Here is a 20,633-nt window from a genome sequence, read left to right as displayed (position 1 = left end):
TAAGCGTTTAAATCAGGTTTTTATTTTTTTCCACGATTGCTTTCCAATCGATGTTAGTGACTTCCGGTTTCCAGGTCACTGCAAAGCCGTTTGGGTATCGGGTATCCACGCTGGCTATTTGCGCCAGCTGTTCCTCGCCCAATAAATCCATGGTTCTTAAAAAGCGTTGCATATTTTCCAGCGGCGCTTTTCTGCCCAATTGCATTTCCATGCCGCTGGCTAACTTAATCCGCCAGGCTCGCCGTTCGTTGACATGAAATTCCGCAAGCTGCATCGATTTATCCTTCAACACGATGTAGACGCCTTTCATGATCTCCAGCAGTTTCTTTTCTTGGCCGTCCGGGCCGGTAATCAGCGGTAAATTTTTAAATTCGTCGATATTGTCCGGCACCAACAAATCGCCTTGTTTGTTCAACAGCGCCGATTTGCCCCAGCGCACCACCGGCTTTTGCTCGGTGATTTTGATATGCACCGCATCCGGCCATACCCGCTTCACATCGACCTTATCCACCAATGGCAGCGCTTTGATCGCTTGATGAATCGCGTTCATGTCGGCCTGGTAATAGCCCTGTTTCATTTGCGGCGCCAATACTTCTTTCAGCCTATCCTTGCTGGTGTATTGGAACGCGCCTTCAATCTTGACGTAGCGGATCGGCTTGCTGCTCAGTGCGCTGGCACCGAATTGCTGCCAAGTCCACCAGCCGCCGCCGATCAACAGCGCGGTCATCAAGATCACACTAAACCGGCTCACCTGCACCCGCCATGCTGGTTTCCAAAATGCGCCAGACCAATTCCTCGAAACTGATGCCGACCGCTTTCGCCGCCATCGGCACCAAACTGTGGTCGGTCATACCGGGTACGGTATTCACTTCGATCAGTTGCGATTGGCCGTTGCTGTCGATAAACACATCCACCCGCGCCCAGCTTTTTACGTTCAAGGCTTGGCAGGCTTGTACCGCCAAGGCTTGCAATTGTTGTTCGCGCTCCGCGCTTAAGCCGCAGGGGCAATGGTATTGCGTGGTATTGGCCCGATACTTGGCGTCGAAATCGTAAAAGGTATTCGGCGTTTCCAAACGGATGGCAGGCAGCGCCTCGCCGTCCAGCACACCGACGGTGTATTCCTGGCCTTGCACCCATTGCTCGGCATAAACGTCGCAATGAAACTGGCTGGCGAGTTCTAAAGCGGCGGTCAATTCGTCGCGATTAGTGGCTTTGCTCATGCCGATGCTGGAGCCTTCTTGGGCCGGTTTGACGATCACCGGAAAACCCAATTTGGCGATGCAGGCGTCAATATCGGTAGTGCTTTTCAGCACAAACCAAAGTGGAGTGCTCAAGCCCAAACCTTGCCAGCACAGCTTGGTGCGCAATTTGTCCATGCTCAATGCCGACGCCATCACCCCGGAACCGGTATAGGGCAAACCCAACACTTGCAACACCGCTTGCAACACGCCGTCTTCGCCGCCGCGGCCGTGGATGACGTTGAACACTCTGTCGACTTTGATATTGGCTAAAGCCTCAATCGGGCTGCCGGTTACGTCTATCGCTACCGCGTCGACGCCTTGTGCCTTGAGGGCTTGATACACTGCGTTGCCGCTGTTCAAGGATATTTCGCGCTCGGCAGCGGAGCCGCCCAACAGCACGGCGACTTTGCCGAAATCAGCGGCATTTTTGATGCGTAATGGCTTCATGCTTTATCACCTACCCGGCAGACTTCAGTTTGCAGACTGATGCCGAACTGCGTTTGTACTTGGGTTTGAATATGTTCGATCAAGGTTTCTATGTCTTCCGAGCTGGCGTTGCCGCGATTTTCGATAAAATTGGCGTGTTTTTCCGACACCACCGCGCCGCCGATGGCAAAGCCTTTCAGGCCGCAGGCTTCGATCAAGCGCGCCGCGTAATCGCCGGGCGGGTTCTTGAATACCGAGCCGCAAGTCGGCTTGTTGGTAGGTTGCGAGGCGTTACGTTTTTCCAACAGCGCCTTGATGTGTTGTTGGCTGGCTTCGCTGTTGCCTTTGTTCAACTTCAATTGGGCTGACAAAAACCATTCGTCGGCCAGACCTTTAACTGAACGATAGGCCACTTCAAATTCGTGATGATCGCGCTGAATCACTCCGCCGCGCGGGTTAATCATTTCCACTTTCTCGACGATGCTCCAGGTTTCACCGCCAAACGCACCGGCATTCATTTTCAGTGCGCCGCCCATCGTGCCGGGGATGCCGGCTAAAAATTCGGCGCCGGTCAGGCCCAAATCCGCGCAAAAGCGGGCGACATGCGCGCAGGGCACGCCAGCTTCCACGTAAACCCGTTCGGAATCGGCCAGATACATTTCTTTCAGGCGGCCGCGAGTGTTGATCACCGTGCCGCGAATGCCGCCGTCGCGTACCAATAAATTGCTACCCAAGCCCATCCAATACAGTGGCTCGCCTGCCGGCAGGCTGGCGATAAATTCGATCAGGTCGGCCTTGTTTTCCGGGATGTACAGGTGTTGGGCCGGCCCGCCGACCCGCCAACTGGTGTATTTCGCCAGCGGCTCGTTGTTTAATAAAGTGCCTCTGGTCACCATTACTTTAGGGCCTCGGCCAATTGTTGCGGCAATTCGGCGGCGATTTGGCCGACGTTGCCGGCGCCCATGGTCAATACCACGTCGTCTTTTTCGACGATGCCGGCCAGGATGGTCGCCAAATCTTCGCGGTTTTGCACGAATACCGGGTCAACTTGCCCTCGCACGCGAATCGAGCGGCTCAAGGCTTTGCCGTCGGCACCGGTAATCGGCGCTTCGCCGGCCGAATACACATCCAGCAATATCAGTACGTCGACGCTGGACAGCACATCGACGAAATCTTCGAACAAATCGCGGGTGCGGGTGTAGCGATGCGGTTGAAATACCACCACCTTGCGGCGGGTCGGCCAAGCTTGACGTAAGGCTTCCAGCGTGGCAGCCAGCTCGCGCGGATGGTGGCCGTAATCGTCGACCAAGGTTAATTTGCCTCCGTTGAAATCTACGTCGCCATTGATTTGAAAACGTCTGCCCACGCCTTTGAATTCGGCCAGACTTTTCACGATGGCTGCATCATCCACGCCCAGCGCTGTGGCTATGGTCGTGGCGGCCAAGGCGTTCAGCATGTTGTGCCAGCCGGGTAAATTTAGAGTGACTTTCAGCGGCGGTTGTCCGCCCCAGCGCAGCACGGTGAAATGGGTGCGCAAACCATCCTGTTTGATGTCGATGGCGCGCACGTCGGCGTCTTCATTGACGCCATAAGTTTTCACCGGTTTGGAGATGTTCGGCAAAATGGCACAGACACCGGGGTCGTCGATGCACATTACCGCCAAACCGTAGAACGGCAATTGATGCAGGAACTTCAGGAAAGTGTCCTTGAGTTTGCTGTAGCTGCCGCCATAGGTCTCCATGTGGTCTTGATCGATGTTGGTGACAATCGCCATCATCGGTTGCAGGTACAGAAACGATGCATCGCTTTCGTCGGCTTCGGCGACCAAATATTTACCCAAACCCAGTTTGGCGTTGGCCCCGGCGCTGTTTAAACGGCCGCCGATCACAAAAGTAGGGTCCAAGCCGCCTTCCGCCAGCATCATGGTGGTCAGGCTGGTGGTGGTGGTTTTGCCGTGGGTGCCGGCGACGGCGATGCCAAATCTGAAACGCATCAGTTCCGCCAGCATTTCCGCGCGCGGAATCACCGGGATACGGTTCTCGTAGGCGGTAACGATTTCCGGGTTGGTTCTATCGACAGCGGTAGACGTGACGACCACATCGACGTCGGTCACATTGTCGGCATGGTGGCCAAAATAGACTTTTACGCCCATGGCTTGCAGACGGTCGGTGACCGCCGAGCCTTTGATATCCGAGCCGGACACGCTATAGCCCAAGTTGGATAGCACTTCGGCGATGCCGCTCATGCCGGTGCCGCCGATGCCGACAAAATGGATTTTGTCGATGTCGCCCAGTGCCTGGTTTTCGATGTTGGGGCGGTTCATACGGCAGCCTTCGCAACGCAAATATCCGCTACGGTCTGAGTGGCGGCGAGTCTGGCCTTGGCTTTGGCGGCCCGGCTCATGGAAGTTAATGATGTCATGGCTTGTTCTATGGTTTTACGCAGATTGTCCGCGTTGAGTTCGGGTTGCGGCAGCAACAATGCGGCGCCGGCTTCGGTTAAATATTGGGCATTGGCGGACTGGTGATCGTCGATGGCGTGCAGCAAGGGTACGAAGATCGCCGGCAAACCGCAGGCGGCGACCTCGCTGACGGTCATCGCGCCGGCCCGGCAGATGATCAAGTCGGCCCATTGGTAAGCGCCGGCCATATCCTCGATAAAGGCCAAAGCTTCGGCGTTCAGTCCCAGCTTGCGGTAGCGCTCGGCCACTTCAGCTTGCATCGCGCTGCCGGTCTGGTGCTTTACGTCAAGATTGCTCAACCCGGCCAATGCCTCGGGCACCGTGTCGTTCAGGACTTTGGCGCCCTGGCTGCCACCCAGGATCAAAATCCTTAAATTCCGCCCGGCTTGTGGATGCCATTCGGATTTTTCCGGCAGGTTAATGAACGCATCCCTTAATGGATTGCCGGTGCAGACGGCGTGCACCGACTTGGCGAAGCTGTCCGGAAACGCTTCCAATACTTTGCTGGCAGCGAGCTTTACCAACAAGCGGTTGGTGGTGCCCGGTACCCGGTTTTGTTCATGTATCACCAGCGGGATGCCCAGCCATTTCGCCATTAGCCCGCCGGGTCCGGCCACAAAGCCGCCCATGCCCAATACCACATTGGGTTGACGCTGCTTCAGTATGCGCCGCGCCTGCAGACAGGCTTGAATCAATTTAAAACCGGCTGCAAGTTTGGAGAACGGGCCCTTGCCGCGCATGCCAGCTACCGCGAGCCAGTCGATGTCTATGTTGTTGGCGGGCACCACTCGGCTTTCTAGGCCTTTCTCAGTACCCAGCCAGCTGACTTGCCAGCCGCGGGCGCGCATTTCCTGGGCAACCGCTAGTGCCGGAAACACGTGTCCGCCGGTGCCGCCTGCCATGATGACGATGCGGCCGCTCATGTGTGTTTACCCTTCACATTGCTTTTATTGTGCTCGGTCACTTCGTAGTGAATCCGAAACAATACCGCCATCGCGCCGCACATGACGATCATACTGCCGCCGCCGTAACTCATCAGCGGCAGGGTTAAACCTTTGGTGGGCAGCATGCCCATGTTGACGCCCATATTCACGAAGGATTGGAAGCCAAACCAGATACCCAAGCCATAAGCGGCCAAGGCAGAAAATTTCAGACCGGCTTGCTCGGCTTGTTCGCCAATCGCAAAGGCGCGAACGACCAGGGCGGCGAATAGGCCGATGATCAGCAACACGCCGAGCAGGCCGAGTTCTTCACCCAGCACGGAGAACAAAAAGTCGGTATGCGCTTCCGGCAGGTAAAACAGTTTTTGCAGGCCGTTGCCCAAGCCCACGCCGAAAAACTCGCCGCGACCGAAAGAAATCAAGGCCTGGGTGAGCTGAAAGCCGGTATCTCTGGCATCGGCCCACGGGTCCATGAAGCTGGTTACCCGCGCCAATCGATAGGGCGATTCAATAACCAAGATCACCGCCAAACCGGCGACCAGGCCCAATAAAATAATGAATTGAGAAATACGGGCGCCGCCTAAAAACATCATGCCCATGGCAATGATCAGAATCACCACGGCGGAGCCGAAGTCAGGCTCTAGCAGTAACAGTACGCACGCCACCGAAAACAGCATCAAGGGCTTGACCAAGCCGAACGCGGAGCGGCGGACATGGTCGGCGTGACGGGTGACGTAACCGGCCATATAAATCACCGAGATGAATTTCACGACTTCCGATACCTGGATGCGCAAACCCAGAATCGATAGCCAGCGGATACTGCCGTTAACCCTGATGCCTACGCCGGGAATCAATACCACTAGCAGCAAGGCCAGGCCGGCGATGAACAGGGTTTGGCCCATTCTTTCCCAGCTTTGCATGGGTATGTTCAAAATGATCGCGGAAAAGCCCAAGCCAAAAGCGATATGAATCAGCTGCTTGAAGGGATAGTGCGAAATGTCGTCGGCCATTTTTACGCCCAAATGCAAAGAGGACGACGTGACCAGCATAAAACCGATGCCCAGCAGGCTGAAGCACGCCAACATCAACACCGGGTCGACGTGCAGACGGTTTTGCGCGCGGGGCTTGGGCGTCGGTTTCAACATAAGGGCAGGCTCATCACGGCTTCGGCGAATTTATTGCCGCGGTCAACATAGCTGCGGTATTGATCCAGGCTGGCGCAAGCCGGTGACAGCAGGACGCTGTCGCCTTCGCTGGCCAAACTGGCGGCGATGGTGACCGCTTCTTTCATATTGCCGGCGAAATGGATGGGCACACAGTGATTCAAAGCCTGTGCGATCAATGGCGCATCTTTGCCTATCAGGACCACGGCCTTGGTTTTTTCGGTGACGGCAGGCACTAGTTCACTCATGTCCGCGCCTTTAGTTTCGCCGCCGGCAATTAAAATCACTTTATGCTCGTAGCCGTTTAGCGCGGCGATACACGCACCGATGTTGGTGGCTTTGGAATCGTTAACCCAATTAATGCCGCCTTTTTCCGCGACTTTTTGCATGCGGTGCGGCAAGCCCTTGAATTGTCTGAGCGCATCGCACATTTTGGTGATGCTTAGGCCGGCAGCCGTACCTAAGGCAAGCGCCGCTAACGCATTGGCGATGTTATGGCTGCCTTCCAGGCGCAATTTGCTCGCCGCCATCAGGGCTTGCTCGCCTTGCATCAAAGTATCGGTTTCGCCACGACGCAGATAAAAATCGGCTTGAGTTTGGGTGGAAAAAGTCAATGTTTGTCGGGCCGAATCGCGCATGGCCATGACCATCGGGTCGTCGGCATTCAAGATCATTACGCCGTCGCCCCGAAATACACGCTGTTTTTCCGCCGCATAGCCCGCCATGCCGTCATGGCGATCCAGATGATCCGGACTGACGTTTAATACCGTGGCGACTTTTGCGTTTAAAGCGGTGGTGCGTTCCAGCTGGAAGCTGGACAGTTCCAATACGTAGAGTTCGGCGTCCTGTTGTAGCAAATCCAGCGCGGGTGTGCCGAGATTGCCGCCGATGGCGGTTTTGACGCCGGCGGCGTTTGCCATTTCGCCCAACATGGTGGTGACGGTGCTTTTGCCGTTGGAGCCGGTAATCCCGATAACCGGTTTGTCGGTAGCGCAGGCGAATAAGTCGATGTCGCTCAGTACGGTAACACCGGCCTGCACGGCTTTTTGGATGGCCGCTTCGTGTAAAGACACGCCAGGGCTGACCAGCAAGTGAGTGGCGACATCCAATGCGGATTGGTCGAAACCGCCGGAAAACACCGGCACATCCGGCATTTGTTCGCGCAAATTATCGATCAGCGGCGGATTTTTTCGACTGTCGATCACGGCGAATTTAATCGGGGTCTTTTGCAAAAATTGTGCAGCCGAATAGCCGGTAGCGCCCAAACCGACGATCAATAGGCGAGCGCTATCCGGATTTAAGTTGAAATGGGTTTCCAGATTGCTGAGTAGGGCGTTGGTGTTCATGCTTATCTCAGTTTCAAAGTGGCCAGACCGATCAGCACCAGGATGACCGAGATAATCCAGAAACGCACGATGATGCGCGGCTCAGGCCAGCCTTTCAATTCGTAATGATGGTGAATCGGCGCCATCAAAAACACCCGTTTTTTACGGGTTTTAAACGACGCGACCTGGATAATCACTGAAATGGTTTCCATCACGAAAATACCGCCCATGATCACCAGCACGATTTCCTGCCTGACCAGCACGGCGACGATACCCAATGCGGCGCCCAAGGCTAGCGCGCCCACGTCGCCCATGAACACCATGGCCGGATAAGTGTTAAACCACAAAAAGCCCAGCCCCGAGCCGACCAGGGCTGCGCAAAATACCACCAGTTCGCCGGCTTTGGGGATGTGCGGGATAGCCAGATATTGCGAGAAATTAACATGGCCGGATAAATACGCAAAAATCGCCAAAGCGGCGGCGATCATTACGGTCGGCATGATGGCGAGGCCATCCAGGCCGTCGGTCAGATTGACCGCGTTGCTGGAGCCGACGATGACGAAATAGGTCAGCACGACGTAGCCCCAACCGATGTCCACGGTGACGTTCTTGAAAAACGGCACGATGAATTGGGTTTCCGCCGCTACTTGCGCTGTGTTGTATAAGTATAAGGCGGCGCCTAGCGCCACCACGGACTGCCAGAAATATTTAGCGCGGGCAGACAAGCCGTCGCTATTGCCGAGCAGGACTTTTTTATAGTCGTCTATAAAACCAATCACGCCGTGAGCCAGTGTCACCAGTAACACCACCCAGACATAACGATTGCTCAAATCCGCGCAGAGCAGGGTGCTGATCGCTACGGCGAACAAAATCATCGCCCCGCCCATCGTCGGTGTGCCCGATTTGGAAAAATGGCTTTGTGGGCCGTCGTCGCGCACGCTTTGGCCGATTTTTTTGCGAGTCAATTTTTCGATCATGGCCGGGCCGACCAGTAAGGAAATACTGAGTGCGGTCAGCACCCCTAAAATCGCGCGAAAGGTCAGGTAATGCAGCACCCGGAAGCCGCTGTCGATATTGCTTAAATAATCCGCGAGTAAAAGTAACATTAGGCTGCTCTGAAATTGTTGACCATCGCCGCCACCACGTTCTCCATTTTCTGGGCGCGCGAGCCTTTAATTAATAGGGTTTCCTTACCTGTAACGGCTTTTGTCAGGGTGTCTATTAATTGTTCCTGATCGTCGAAAAACTGGCCGCCGTCGCCAAAGGCTTCAACGGCATGTTGTGCCAACGCGCCAGTGGCGAACAAACGCTTCACCGATTTTGCCTTGATTAATTCGCCCATTTCCCGGTGTATCGCCGGGCTGTCCGGGCCGAGCTCGCCGAAAGCGCCCAGGGCCACCCAAGATTCGCCGCCGCAATCGGTCAGCACGTCCAGCGCGGCTTTCAGCGAGTTGGGGTTAGCGTTATAGGTGTCGTCGATGACGATATTGCCCTTACGACCCAATAAGGGTTGCATACGGCCGGTGACCGGTTGGAGTTGTTCCAGGCCCTGTTTAATGTCTGCCAGGCTGATACCGAATTGCAGTGCTACTGCCGCTGCGGCCAAAGCGTTTTTCACATTGTGGGTGCCGGCCAGATGCAGGCGGATTGGTAAGCTGTCGGTCGCCGTTTTTAATTCGAAATAGGTGTTAAAGCCTTGTGCGTCCAAGGCTGTGGCAATATTTAACGCAGTAACGTCGGCTGCGGGGTGCAAGCCGAAAGATACGCTGCGACGGTTGCCGGCCGTGGTCAGCAAGAAATCGTAAAAAGCATCATCGCGATTTAATACCGCGACGCCGTCTTCAGCGAGGCTTTTGACGATTTCGCTTTTGGTTTTGGCCACGCCTTCGATGCTGCCGAAACCTTCGATATGGGCGGCGCCGATATTGGTGATGACGCTGACATCGGCTTGCGCATAACGGCTGGTATAAGCAATTTCGCCAGGGTGGTTGGCGCCCATTTCAATGACTGCGTAGCGATGAGAGTCATCCAGTTTCAACAGCGTCAGCGGTACGCCGATGTCGTTGTTCAGATTGCCTTGCGTCGATAGAGTGCGGCCTTGGGTGGCGAAAATCGCCGCAATCATTTCCTTGACGGTGGTTTTGCCGTTGCTGCCGGTGACGCCGGCCACTTTGACCGACAAGGTTTTGCGCCAGTATCCAGCCAGCTCCGCCAACGCCAAATGGGTATCGGCAACGATGATTTGCGGTAAAGGCGACGCGGCGGCTTGCTCAAGCAACAGCGCAGCCGCACCGGCTTGCTCGGCTTTATCGATAAAGCTGTGGCCGTCGAAATTTTTGCCGTTTATTGCGATGTACAGCGCGCCGGCTTGTAAGGTGCGGGTATCGATGCCGGTGGCGTGGATTTCTCTGTCTTCGCCGATTAGCGTGCCGTTGACGGCTTGGGCTATTTCGCTAAGTTGCAGCTTCATTGCTTGCTCCAGGCCGCCAGTGCTTGCTTGACGACCGCGCTATCGCTGAACGGCTGCTTTACGCCGCCGATTTCTTGATAGTTCTCGTGGCCCTTGCCGGCTATCACTACGCAATCGTCTGGGTCTGCTTGTCGTATCACTGTGTTTATGGCCGTGGTTCTATCGTTAATTACCGTTATTTTTTGGCTTTGGCAGCCGCTCAAAATGTCTTTAATAATCGCTGCGGGTGCTTCGCTGCGCGGATTGTCGTCGGTGACGATGACTTGATCCGCCCAGGTTTCGGCAATCTTGCCCATCTGTGGGCGCTTGCCCTTGTCGCGGTCGCCGCCGCAGCCGAATACGACTCGCAGTCGGTTTGCGCCCTTCACGGCTTTCAGCACTTTTTCAAGTGCGTCAGGACTGTGGGCATAATCCACAAATATCGTCGGCTTGCCGTTGCCGCCGAATTTTTCCATGCGGCCGGGAATGGCGGTTAATTTCGCCAGTTGCGTGATCGCCGCGTCGAATTCGCTGCCGGTTGCCAGCAGTACGCAAAGCACGGCCAGCACGTTATCCAGGTTAAAGCCGCCCACCAGCGAAGTCTTTGCCCGGCGTCTTTGCTCTTGCCATATGACGTCGAATTCGATGCCGGCGGCGCTGTGTTTTACCTGTTCGGCGCTTACGGCTTCTTTAGCGGTCCCGCGCATGCCTGTCGCGCTGTAGGTCCAGCACTGCACTGCGTCCGGCAGGCTCTGCAATACCTCGGCGCTGTTGGCATCGTCCAGATTGACCACGGCGAATTGCAGGCCCGGCGTTTTAAATAACGTCAGTTTGGCTTGCAGGTATTTAGCCATGCTGCCGTGATAATCCAAATGGTCGCGGCTCAAATTGGTGAAGACCGCACCTTTAAAACTCACCCCGTTAACCCGGCCTTGGTGCAATCCGTGCGAGGATACTTCCATGGCCGCGTTACGCTTACTCTGTTTTACAAATTCGCTCAGCATCTGCTGCACTGCCAGCGCATCCGGCGTGGTGTTGGAGGTCGGCTGTAAGCTGCCAACGTCGCCCCAGCCCAGCGTGCCGATAACGCCGCAAGCCGGCAAAGCCTGCGCAATTAATTGGCTGCAGGTGGTTTTGCCGTTGGTGCCGGTCACACCGATTACAGCCAATAGTTGCGATGGGTTGCCGTAAAATTTTGCCGCTATCTCGCCCAGTTTTTGGGATAAGCCGGTTATCGCCAAACAAGGGGCTTTTAATGTGCCGACTATCTTTATATCCGCACCGCCTGGGTCGTAAATAACTGCTATCGCGCCCTTGGCAACGGCCTGTTCCGCGTGCGCGATGCCATGCTGGGCTGCGCCGTTCAATGCTACAAAAGCATCGCCGGCTTGGATGTTTCGGCTGTCCAAACACAATCCACGAATCTCCAAATCCGCTGGATTTACTGTCAGTCCGTTTAGCAATTGGGCTAGCTTCATTGTTTGCTCAACAATAAATGCATGTTGTCCATGCCGTCCGGCTCAACGCCATAAACTCGCAGTGCGCCCGCCATCACTTTCGAGAAAGCCGGTGCCGCCACCAGGCCGCCGTAATATTGGCCGGTGGTGGGTTCGTCCACCACGATCGCGATAATGAAGCGCGGATTGCTGGCAGGGGCCATGCCTACGAACACTGATAAATACTTATCTTCGCTATAACCGCCCGCTCCGGCTTTTTTCACGGTGCCGGTTTTACCCGCTACCCGATAACCTTCGACTCTGGCTTGGTATGCCGTACCTTCTTTGCTGATCACGTGTTCCAGCATTTCCCTGACCTTTCTAGCGGTTTCGGGTTTGAAAATCCGTTGAGCGTCAGGATCTTCGTCGCGCTTCAGTAAAGCCACGGAATGAATGATGCCGTCGTCCGCCAAAGCGGTATAAGCTCTGGCCAATTGTAAAATCGAGGTGGAAACCCCGTAACCGAACGATAAAATCGCCTGGTCGAATTCGTGCCAGCCTTGATAATCCAGCAAAGAGCCGCTAGCTTCTCCCGGAAAACCAACGCCGGCGGAGGTGCCGAAACCCAGTCTGCTGTATACGCCCCAAAAGTACTCCGGCGGCATACTCATCGCGATTTGCGTGACCGCGATATTGCTGGATTTTTGCAACACGTGGGTCAAATCCATCGTGCCGTAGTTATGCACGTCCTTAACGACGTTACGACCCAAGTGATAGACACCATGGGTTTCTATCAATACATTCGGCTTGATATAGCCACCATCCAGTGCTGCTGCTACCACGAAGGGTTTGACCGTCGAGCCTGGCTCGAAACTGTCTACCATGGCCCGGTTGCGATAACGGTTACTGCTCAATTCCTTACGGTTGTTGGGATTGAAAGCCGGTTGGCTGACAGTCGCCAAGACATCGCCGTTTTTGGCATCCAACACCACTAAGGATGCCGAATGTGCCTTGTTCTGGATCATCGCATTCTGCAATTCCCGATAAGCCAGGTATTGCAGGCGTTCATCGATAGTCAATACCAGGTCGCGGCCCGGGATGGCTTCTTCAATATTTTCCACGTCCTTGATGATCTGGCCTTTGCCGTCCTTGATCACGCGCTTTTTGCCGGGCTGGCCGCGCAGAATGTGTTCGTAGCCGTGCTCTATGCCTTCCTGGCCAATGTCGTCGATATTGGTAAAACCCAATAGATGCCCGGATACCGCGCCAGCCGGATAGTAACGCTTGAACTCTCGCTCGAAGTACACGCCAGTAATTTCCAGCGCTTTGACCTTTTCGGCGATATCCGGGTTAATCTGCCGGCGTAAATAGACGAAGCGCTTATTGGCGTCTTTTTCCTTTTTTAACAGCGCGCGCAGTTCCTTTTCCGGAAAACCGAGGATTTTCGCCATCGGTGTCAATTTGTCCTGTTCCGCATCTCTTAGTTGGCGCGGGTTGACCCAAATCGATTGTACCGGGGTGCTGATCGCCAGCGGTTCGCCATTCCTATCTTTAATCTGCCCGCGATATGCTGATACCGAGACCACGCCGACGTGTTGCATATCGCCTTTGTCCTGCAGAAATTCTTTATCCAGAATTTGCAGGTAAACCGCGCGCGCAACCAATCCGAGCATGGCCAACAACATTACCGACAGCAGCACTCTGCGGCGGATCACAAAATCTGTATTGTGGCGCGGTATCGTGCCCGCGCCGGAGGCAATTCGCATTTACGGCTTTATATAAATAATTTTGTCTTGGGCCGGCAAAGTGAGCATCAGCCGCGTTCTTGCTTCGATTTCAACCCGGTTTTCTTCGGTCAGCGTGGTCAATTCGAGTTGTAATCGGCCCCATTCCACTTCGTAATCGTCGAGCTCTTTTTCTTTTTTCTGAATGTCGATAAACAGCAGGCGCGATTGGTATTTGCTGTAAATCACGGCAATGCCTGAAATCATCAGCATCGCCACCAGTAATGTCAGCAGGATATTTCTTGCAATCGCCATTAACGTTTCTCCCCAACTCGCATGACCGCGCTACGTGCGCGTGGGTTTTGTTGCAATTCCTGTTGTTGTGCTCTTATCGACTTGCCTATTTTGCGTAACTGACCTTGTTCGATGTCTTGCTCTTTGATCGGCAGCTTGCCTGGATTGATTTTCGGGCCGGCTTGGTCGCGAATGAAGCGTTTGACGATACGATCTTCCAGCGAGTGAAAGGCGATCACGACTAAACGTCCGCTCGGTGCCAATACGTCCGCGGCTTGTTTCAATCCGATTTTAATCTGTTCGAGTTCTTGGTTAATCTCTATCCTGATCGCTTGGAAACTGCGGGTTGCAGGATGTTTGTGCTTGTCGCGAAACGGCACGCTGTTTTCGATCAGTTTTGCCAGCTGTAAGGTCGTCTGCACCGGCTGCTGCTGGCGTTGACTGATAACAGCGTTGGCAATTCGCCTGGCAAAACGTTCTTCTCCATATTCAAACAGCACGCGAACCAATTCTTTTTCGTCGACTCGCTCCAAATACTCTGCAGCCGATAGGCCGTGATTGCTATCCATGCGCATGTCCAAAGGACCGTCACGCAAAAAACTGAAGCCGCGTTCCGCATTGTCTAGTTGTGGGGACGATACGCCCAGGTCCATCAGAATGCCGTCGACTTTACGCTTATAGCCTTGTTGTTCAATAATGGCGCTCAGTTCCAAAAAACTGGCGTGATGCAAACTAAAGCGGCTGTCTTCCAGCAAGCGCTTGGCTTCGTTGCTAGCAATCGCATCCATGTCTCTGTCAAGCGCCAGCAATCTGCCGGCGCTATTCAGTGCTTTCAGAATGCCGCTGCTGTGTCCGCCACGCCCGAAGGTGCAGTCCAGATAAATACCGTCCGGTTTTATGTTGAGCTGCTCTAAGGCCTCTTCGTACAAAACCGTCTGATGGGCGGTCATCTCCGTCAAAACGACAGCGAGCCAAGTTCTTCAAGGCCCTCTGTGTCGTTGCCGTCCATCCATTCCTGTTCTTTGGCCTTCCAGGCTGCTTCGTTCCATATTTCAAATTTGTTGAGCTGACCAACCAGCATGATGTGCTTTTCCATGCCGGCAAACTCTCGGAGGGTTTCCGGTAGCAGCAGGCGTCCTTGGCTATCCATTTCACATTCCGAGGCATTGCCGATCACAAAACGCCGCAGCTTGCCGGCCATTTTGTTTAATGTCGGCAGTTTGCTGATGGTTTGTTCGAGCTTTTCCCACTCAGGTAACGGGTATAACCACAGGCAACCCGGTTCACCGACGCATTTGTCGTCAACTGCAACAGTCACAACCATTTGGCGGTCGCAGGACTCCTGTAACTCCTCCCGATAGCGGGTAGGAATTGCAATGCGCCCTTTCGCATCCAAACTGATTGAACTTATGCCTCGAAACAAGATGAACCTCAAAAATTCCAAAAAAATCCATTTCTGACCACTTTACATCACTTTTGCACCACTATAGTTTTCAACGGGTGCTTAGTCAAGAGGCATTTAAATTAAATTCTTTCTTTTTCTACAAGGACTTACGCAGGGTTGGTGCGTATTCGGCGGTAGATGTAAGGGTTTCGAGTAAAAATGATTTGTATCAAAAAGTTAATGATGGTTTTTGATGTGGATTGCAATTATTAAGTGCTAATTCTCACTTTTTGCGCGCGGTTTGCTGTAGTGAGCGGGGGGGGTTCGCGATAAGGCTGGTTTTGCTGAGCAAAAAATTGGCGATCAGAGGGGTTGGGATAAATAGTGATAAAGCCCTTGGATTGATATCGTTGGGCTATTTCAGACAAAAATTACAAACTTTCCGGCTTTTGATCACGTGTCAGCAGGTTTTGGACGGCCTGTTTGGGTGGGAGTTGTTCGAATAAAACCTTGTAGACTTGTTCGGTAATTGGCATTTCGACGCTGTATTTTTGCGATAGGCGGTGCGCTTCTCGAGCGGCGGATACGCCTTCGACTTCCTGATTGATTTCGCTTAATGCGTATCTTTGGTCTTTGCCTTGGCCTAATGCCAAGCCAAAGCGGCGGTTTCTGGATTGATTGTCGGTACAAGTCAAAATCAGGTCGCCCAGACCGGCTAGTCCCATAAAAGTGTCGGCTTGGCCGCCAAGCTTGATGCCGAGTCGCATTATTTCCGTTAGGCCGCGAGTGATTAGCGCGGCCCGTGTATTGGCGCCAAAGCCAAGGCCGTCAGCGATGCCGGCCGCGATTGCCAAAACATTTTTGCAGGCTCCGCCTACCTGAACGCCAATAATATCGTTGCTGGTGTAGATCCTAAATCGTTGGTTGTGCAATCGTTCGCTAAGTTGGGCGGCGAAGCCTTCCGAGTTAGAGGCGATAGTGAGCGCGGTCGGAAGGTCGGCAGCTACTTCTTGGGCGAATGTAGGGCCGGAGAGTGCGGCGCATTCGATATTCGCCCCCAGTATTTGTGCCGTCACCTCGCTTAACAGGGCGCCGTCTTGGGAATCGAAACCCTTGGTGGCCCACGCGATGAGGGATCTTTCACTGAGCATGGGTTTGATTTGCGCCAATAAGTCCCTAAAGGCGTGGCTGGGGACCGAAATAAGCAATACCGAGCTGAACCCCACGGCTTTAGCAAGATTGTCGGTGAATTGCAGGTTTTCCGGAAAATGGACACCGGGTAAATAGCGTGCATTTTCGCCGGTTTGCTTTAATGCGGCTATGTGTTTGGGATTATGTCCCCACAATAGGGTATTGCAGCCATTTCTGGCTGCTTGTACCGCTAAAGCGGTTCCCCATGAGCCGGCGCCAAGGATACTGATAGATGGTGGCATCCCGCTTAGTTTAGAGTTTTAGCTTCAGGTTCCTGTTGGGTTTGCGCTTGTTGCAAGTGCTGCATATACAGTGCATCGAAATTGACCGGTGCCAAGATTAGCTGTGGAAAACCGCCTTTATTGACAAGATCGGAAATGACTTCTCTCGCATAAGGGAACAAGACGTTGGGGCAAAAGCTGCCCAGCATTGGCCCCATTTCCTGTTCGCTGAATCCCGCAATAGAAAAAATCCCGGATTGATTCACTTCAACTAAATAGGCAGTAGTATCGGCTATTTTTACGGTGACAGTTAATGTCAGGGATACTTCGTATATCGAGTTTTCGATGTGTTGAACGTGCGTGCCGAGATTAAGATCCAGTGCTGGCTCCCATTTTTGGGTGAATATTTTTGGAGCATTGGGGGTTTCAAAAGAAATGTCTTTGGTATAGATCTTTTGAATCGCGAACTGCTTTTCGCTGGATGCGTTGATTTCGGCCATGATGATTACTTGTTAAGGTTGGTTGATTAATTTTTAGTTTTTACTGCTGACTTTGATGGGGAGCTTGTTATCTTCCCAGGATTGCATGCCGCCCGTCATATTAAATACATGCTCAAATCCGGCTTTGGTCAGCGTTTTGCAAGCCGCCACCGAGCGGGCGCCAGTCTGGCAGGTCACGATCATAGGATGATTTTTATGCTTTTCCAGAGAGCCAAGTTGTTCTTCTACTTTGCCCAAGGGAATGTTGATCGCGTTTTCGATGTGGCTTTTGACAAACTCGTTGGTTTCTCGCACATCAAGCACAACGACATCGTCACTGTTCATTTTGGTGACTGCTATCAACGGAGAAATGCTTTCGTACTTATTAAACGAGTTCGCGAGCAAATCCTGGATTAGCAAAAAGATTACGCATACCAGCGAGAATGCTAGCAAATAGTGGTTGGTGGCAAATTCTATATATTGGTCCATCGCGTTGGTTTATTTTAGTGGTTATTGAATGCTCTTTACGTGCCGCAAAAAACGCTGCGCATCATTTGAATCAGGTGTATTACGCGCTCATCGTCGATAAAGTAGTAAACCCGATTGGCTTCTTTTTTGTAATCGAGAATGCCCTTGTCTCGCAGTATTGCCAAGTGCTGGGAAATATTGCTTTGACTGGTGCCAACTTGCTCAACGATGTCTTGTACACTGATCGAGTTATTGCCCAGTACGCACAGGATTTTCAGGCGCAATGGATGAGACATTGCTTTCAAGCAGCGCGCGGCCCGATTAATATCGTTGTCGTCGTAGAGGATGGTATCGTTTTTGTCTTCCATTTAATAACGATGATCGTGGCAAAAGTTAAGAACAGTGAGCGAACAATGGCACTTTTCGAACTATGACGACATCCTTGTGCTGGTATAATGTCGCTATGGTGCAAGTGGGTTTAATTGCTTGCGCTAACGCAATAAAAGGTGAGCAAATCTAACAGAGTGGGCTTTATTGTTCAATACCCTCGGCTAGAGGCTTAGGAAAATAGCTCGGAGCTGCTTGGGTTGGCTCGTTTTTTGACTAGGCCAAATTTTATCTGCCTTAACGCCCGCAAAACTAATGTTTGGAGTCTGTAATAAATGGTCAGTCTAGCAAAACCGTTATCGCTGCTCCCCGCGGAAATGATTGGACGGTTATTGCTGGTAGCCTAGTTGATGCGTGTTTACCAATATTTTTTGATTGCTTGGATTGCCATTGCCTGGGCATTGCCGGCTAAGGGCGATCCCGTAAAAGCCCGCAGCTTGGTAGAAGTGCAATCGCAAATTCAGCAAGTTGGCGATGACGTCAGAAGCCTGGGGGCTGAAAAGTCTCGGTTATTAGAGCAGTTGCAAAAACTGGAGCGGCAATACGGCGATCTTGCGAATAGTCTGCGAGCTATTAAGGCTGAAATCAGGCAGCAAGAACAGGCATTGCAGGAGGTTCGGAATAAAAGCGTTGCCACGCAAAAGGACATGCGTAGTCAGGAGAAAGAGCTTGAGGGGCTGATTAAGTCGGTTTATGCGATGGGCGGCGATAAGGAAGGTTTGAAAGTTATCCTTAACCAACGTAATCCGGCGGTATCGAGTCGCATGTTGGTTTACTACGATTACATCAGTAAGGCCCGCTTAGAAAAGCTTCAGGCCATGGCTGAGGATTTCAATGTTTTGCGGCAGTTGGAAGCCCAAAAAGACACGGAAACTCAGTTATTGCAAGTGTCTCTCGACAAGAAACAACAAGAAACCGAGGCGATGCAGACGCTGAAAAAGCAGCGAGAAGCCTTGCTTGCCGGCATTCAGCAAGACTATGCATCGAAAAGCGTCCAGCTGGCTGGCTTAATGCATGACGAGAAAAAATTGCAAGCCTTGGTAGCGTCATTGCAGAAAACTGATGATAATGAACCCGCGGTTGAGCCGGAGAGTGTGCTTGATAAGCACGAAAAGCCTGCTGAACAACCCGAGCCGCCAAAAAAATCCGAAGCTAATCCTGTTCGCGAACCGGCGGGTCTTTCTTTTTCCGAGTTGCAAGGAAAGCTGCCTTGGCCGGTGCAAGGGGCGATAACGGATCGTTTCGGTAGTCGCCGTTACGAAACAACCTGGGACGGCGTGGTGATTAGCGCTCGCGAAGGTGCCGATATTCATGCAGTTAATGCCGGGAGAGTGGTATACGCCGATTGGTTGCGGGGTTATGGTTTGATGATCATTGTCGATCACGGTAAGGGTTATATGAGTTTGTATGCATTCAATCAAAGTTTGCATAAAAGCGTGGGGGAGCATGTTAGAGCCGGTGAAACACTGGCTTCGGTTGGGCGTAGCGGGGGGCGTGCTGATGCGGCATTGTACTTCGGCATCAGGAAACAAGGTCGGCCCATAGATCCCGAGCAATGGTGCCGTAAGCCGGGCAAGGGTTAATCATTTACAGGAACAGGTTGTTGGAGTTTTAGAACACATGCTAAAAAACAGAAATATATTGATTTTATTGGTCGGGTTTATTTTGGGTGCGACGCTGAGCTTGTGCAGTAGTGTGCTGGCGGAAAAGGAAGCGCCGGTTTCGACCAAGGTCGATGATTTACAGGCTTTGCCGTTCGATGAGTTGCGGACATTTACCGAGATATTCGGGCGTATTAAACAGGATTATGTCGAGCCTGTATCTGACAAAAAACTGTTAGAAGATGCGATTCGCGGGATGTTGTCAGGCCTTGATCCGCACTCGGCTTATCTGGCTAGCGAAGAATACAAAGAGTTGCAAGAAGGCACCACTGGTCAGTTCGGCGGTTTGGGAATTGAGGTGGGTATGGAAAATGGTTTTGTTAAAGTCGTTTCGCCGATTGATGATACGCCTGCTCAGCGCGCCGGTATCAAGGCGGGCGATTTGATCGTGCGACTGGACGACAAGCCGGTTAAAGGCATGACACTGGCCGATGCAGTAAAAATTATGCGTGGCGAGCCGGGTAGCGACATCGTATTGACTGTTGTTCGGGAAGGCGAAGAAGCGCCGCTTAAATTTACATTGACCCGCGACATCATCAAAGTCAAAAGTGTTAAAAACAAACTGTTGGAAAAAAATTACGGTTACTTGAGGATCAGTAGTTTTCAATCCGGTACAGGGCAGGGTTTGTTGGATGCGGTCGACGAGCTGAAAAAAGAAAACGAAGGCCCGTTGAAAGGTATCGTGTTGGATTTGCGTAACAACCCTGGCGGTGTATTGAATGCTGCTGTTGATGTCAGTGATGCGTTTATCGAGTCCGGTTTGATCGTTTACACCGAAGGCAGAATCAAAAACTCAGAAATGCGTTTTAGTGCAACGCCGGATGACATTATTAATGGTGCGCCGATTGTGGTGTTGATTAATGGCGGATCGGCATCGGCATCGGAAATTGTTGCCGGTGCGTTGCAGGATCATAAACGAGCCATCATTATGGGCGAAAAGTCTTTCGGGAAGGGTTCGGTGCAAACCATTCTGCCGACCAGTAATGGCGCGGCGGTGAAGTTGACCACAGCCCGTTACTTCACGCCATCCGGTCGCTCAATTCAGGCGCAGGGCATCGAGCCTGATGTGACTTTGGCGAGAGTTAAGCTGGAATCATTGGAAAAAGCCAAGATCGAGTCGATTAAAGAAGCCGATCTGACGCACCACTTGACTAACGGTAACGCGAAGCCGGAGAAAAAATCCGAAGAAGAGGATAAAGATGATGCGAAAGACCCGTCTGAAAAAGATGGCGATACCAACGAATCTTCAGAAGCGGAAATTCGCGACTATCCTTTGCATGAAGCGTTGAATCTGCTGAAAGGTATCAGCATTATGAAAAAGTAGTCCAGATATAGGGCAAAGAAAAACCCGCTTGACGATATTCGTCAAGCGGGTTTTTTAT

General features: G+C 52.7%; 20 protein-coding genes. 2 read left to right on the top strand and 18 right to left on the bottom strand.

Translation table 11 applies throughout. The features are described 5' to 3' along the window. Positions 1-7: 7 nt before the first annotated feature. From EBB_RS01615 to EBB_RS01530, 18 genes are all read right to left on the bottom strand, one after another. Positions 8-751, bottom strand: a complete 744-nt coding sequence (locus EBB_RS01615; protein WP_192392173.1) for a cell division protein FtsQ/DivIB — start codon at positions 749-751, stop codon at positions 8-10. Then, entirely contained in the window at positions 738-1,688 is a 951-nt protein-coding gene (locus tag EBB_RS01610; RefSeq protein ID WP_192392172.1) for a D-alanine--D-alanine ligase, read from the bottom strand. Before EBB_RS01610 ends, EBB_RS01615 begins: the two co-directional genes overlap by 14 nt. Further along, the gene (gene murB, locus EBB_RS01605; RefSeq protein WP_192392171.1) at positions 1,685-2,563 is read right to left on the bottom strand and encodes a UDP-N-acetylmuramate dehydrogenase; all 879 of its coding nucleotides are present in this window, start codon (positions 2,561-2,563) and stop codon (positions 1,685-1,687) included. The genes EBB_RS01610 and murB overlap by 4 nt, the downstream gene beginning before the upstream one ends. Continuing rightward, entirely contained in the window at positions 2,563-3,990 is a 1,428-nt protein-coding gene (gene murC / locus EBB_RS01600; protein ID WP_192392170.1) for a UDP-N-acetylmuramate--L-alanine ligase, read from the bottom strand. Before murC ends, murB begins: the two co-directional genes overlap by 1 nt. After that, complete coding sequence (gene murG / locus EBB_RS01595; protein WP_192392169.1) at positions 3,987-5,051, bottom strand: undecaprenyldiphospho-muramoylpentapeptide beta-N-acetylglucosaminyltransferase; 1,065 nt, start codon at positions 5,049-5,051, stop codon at positions 3,987-3,989. Before murG ends, murC begins: the two co-directional genes overlap by 4 nt. Further along, positions 5,048-6,214, bottom strand: coding sequence for a putative lipid II flippase FtsW (gene ftsW, locus EBB_RS01590; RefSeq protein WP_192392168.1), 1,167 nt, complete (start codon positions 6,212-6,214; stop codon positions 5,048-5,050). Before ftsW ends, murG begins: the two co-directional genes overlap by 4 nt. Then, the gene (gene murD / locus EBB_RS01585) at positions 6,208-7,578 is read right to left on the bottom strand and encodes a UDP-N-acetylmuramoyl-L-alanine--D-glutamate ligase (RefSeq protein ID WP_192392167.1); all 1,371 of its coding nucleotides are present in this window, start codon (positions 7,576-7,578) and stop codon (positions 6,208-6,210) included. The genes ftsW and murD overlap by 7 nt, the downstream gene beginning before the upstream one ends. 2 nt (positions 7,579-7,580) lie before the next feature. Further along, positions 7,581-8,663, bottom strand: coding sequence for a phospho-N-acetylmuramoyl-pentapeptide-transferase (gene mraY / locus EBB_RS01580; RefSeq protein ID WP_192392166.1), 1,083 nt, complete (start codon positions 8,661-8,663; stop codon positions 7,581-7,583). Continuing rightward, a complete protein-coding gene (locus EBB_RS01575; RefSeq protein WP_192392165.1) occupies positions 8,663-10,027 on the bottom strand; it encodes a UDP-N-acetylmuramoyl-tripeptide--D-alanyl-D-alanine ligase in 1,365 nt (454 codons plus the stop codon). The genes mraY and EBB_RS01575 overlap by 1 nt, the downstream gene beginning before the upstream one ends. Beyond that, positions 10,024-11,484, bottom strand: a complete 1,461-nt coding sequence (locus EBB_RS01570) for a UDP-N-acetylmuramoyl-L-alanyl-D-glutamate--2,6-diaminopimelate ligase (protein WP_192392164.1) — start codon at positions 11,482-11,484, stop codon at positions 10,024-10,026. Before EBB_RS01570 ends, EBB_RS01575 begins: the two co-directional genes overlap by 4 nt. After that, positions 11,481-13,208 carry a peptidoglycan D,D-transpeptidase FtsI family protein gene (locus tag EBB_RS01565; RefSeq protein ID WP_192392163.1) on the bottom strand — a complete coding sequence of 576 codons (1,728 nt, stop codon included), beginning with the start codon at positions 13,206-13,208 and terminating at the stop codon, positions 11,481-11,483. The genes EBB_RS01570 and EBB_RS01565 overlap by 4 nt, the downstream gene beginning before the upstream one ends. Beyond that, positions 13,209-13,481, bottom strand: a complete 273-nt coding sequence (gene ftsL, locus EBB_RS01560; RefSeq protein ID WP_020483757.1) for a cell division protein FtsL — start codon at positions 13,479-13,481, stop codon at positions 13,209-13,211. Further along, the gene (rsmH, locus tag EBB_RS01555; RefSeq protein WP_192392162.1) at positions 13,481-14,410 is read right to left on the bottom strand and encodes a 16S rRNA (cytosine(1402)-N(4))-methyltransferase RsmH; all 930 of its coding nucleotides are present in this window, start codon (positions 14,408-14,410) and stop codon (positions 13,481-13,483) included. The genes ftsL and rsmH overlap by 1 nt, the downstream gene beginning before the upstream one ends. Before the next feature lie 5 nt (positions 14,411-14,415). Beyond that, positions 14,416-14,883 (bottom strand): division/cell wall cluster transcriptional repressor MraZ, encoded by a 468-nt coding sequence (gene mraZ / locus EBB_RS01550; protein WP_026147052.1) that lies wholly within the window; start codon positions 14,881-14,883, stop codon positions 14,416-14,418. Between the two features lie 392 nt (positions 14,884-15,275). Beyond that, positions 15,276-16,277, bottom strand: a complete 1,002-nt coding sequence (locus EBB_RS01545) for an NAD(P)H-dependent glycerol-3-phosphate dehydrogenase (protein ID WP_192392161.1) — start codon at positions 16,275-16,277, stop codon at positions 15,276-15,278. A 5-nt stretch (positions 16,278-16,282) separates the two neighbouring features. Then, positions 16,283-16,756, bottom strand: a complete 474-nt coding sequence (gene secB, locus EBB_RS01540; RefSeq protein ID WP_192392160.1) for a protein-export chaperone SecB — start codon at positions 16,754-16,756, stop codon at positions 16,283-16,285. Between the two features lie 33 nt (positions 16,757-16,789). Continuing rightward, positions 16,790-17,080: a rhodanese-like domain-containing protein gene (locus EBB_RS01535; protein ID WP_306789981.1), complete on the bottom strand. Its 291-nt coding sequence runs from the start codon at positions 17,078-17,080 to the stop codon at positions 16,790-16,792. Between the two features lie 179 nt (positions 17,081-17,259). Beyond that, a complete protein-coding gene (locus EBB_RS01530; protein ID WP_064036555.1) occupies positions 17,260-17,571 on the bottom strand; it encodes an ArsR/SmtB family transcription factor in 312 nt (103 codons plus the stop codon). 369 nt (positions 17,572-17,940) lie between these two features. On the opposite strand from EBB_RS01530, the gene EBB_RS01525 reads away from it, so the two are divergent. Continuing rightward, positions 17,941-19,173: a murein hydrolase activator EnvC family protein gene (locus EBB_RS01525; RefSeq protein ID WP_192392158.1), complete on the top strand. Its 1,233-nt coding sequence runs from the start codon at positions 17,941-17,943 to the stop codon at positions 19,171-19,173. A 37-nt stretch (positions 19,174-19,210) separates the two neighbouring features. Then, a complete protein-coding gene (locus EBB_RS01520; protein WP_192392157.1) occupies positions 19,211-20,575 on the top strand; it encodes a S41 family peptidase in 1,365 nt (454 codons plus the stop codon). Positions 20,576-20,633: the final 58 nt, after the last annotated feature.

This window comes from Methylomonas fluvii, from assembly GCF_014850975.1.
In the GTDB taxonomy this organism is placed as follows: Bacteria; Pseudomonadota; Gammaproteobacteria; order Methylococcales; family Methylomonadaceae; genus Methylomonas; species Methylomonas fluvii.
This window is presented reverse-complemented; position numbering and strand designations above follow the sequence as displayed.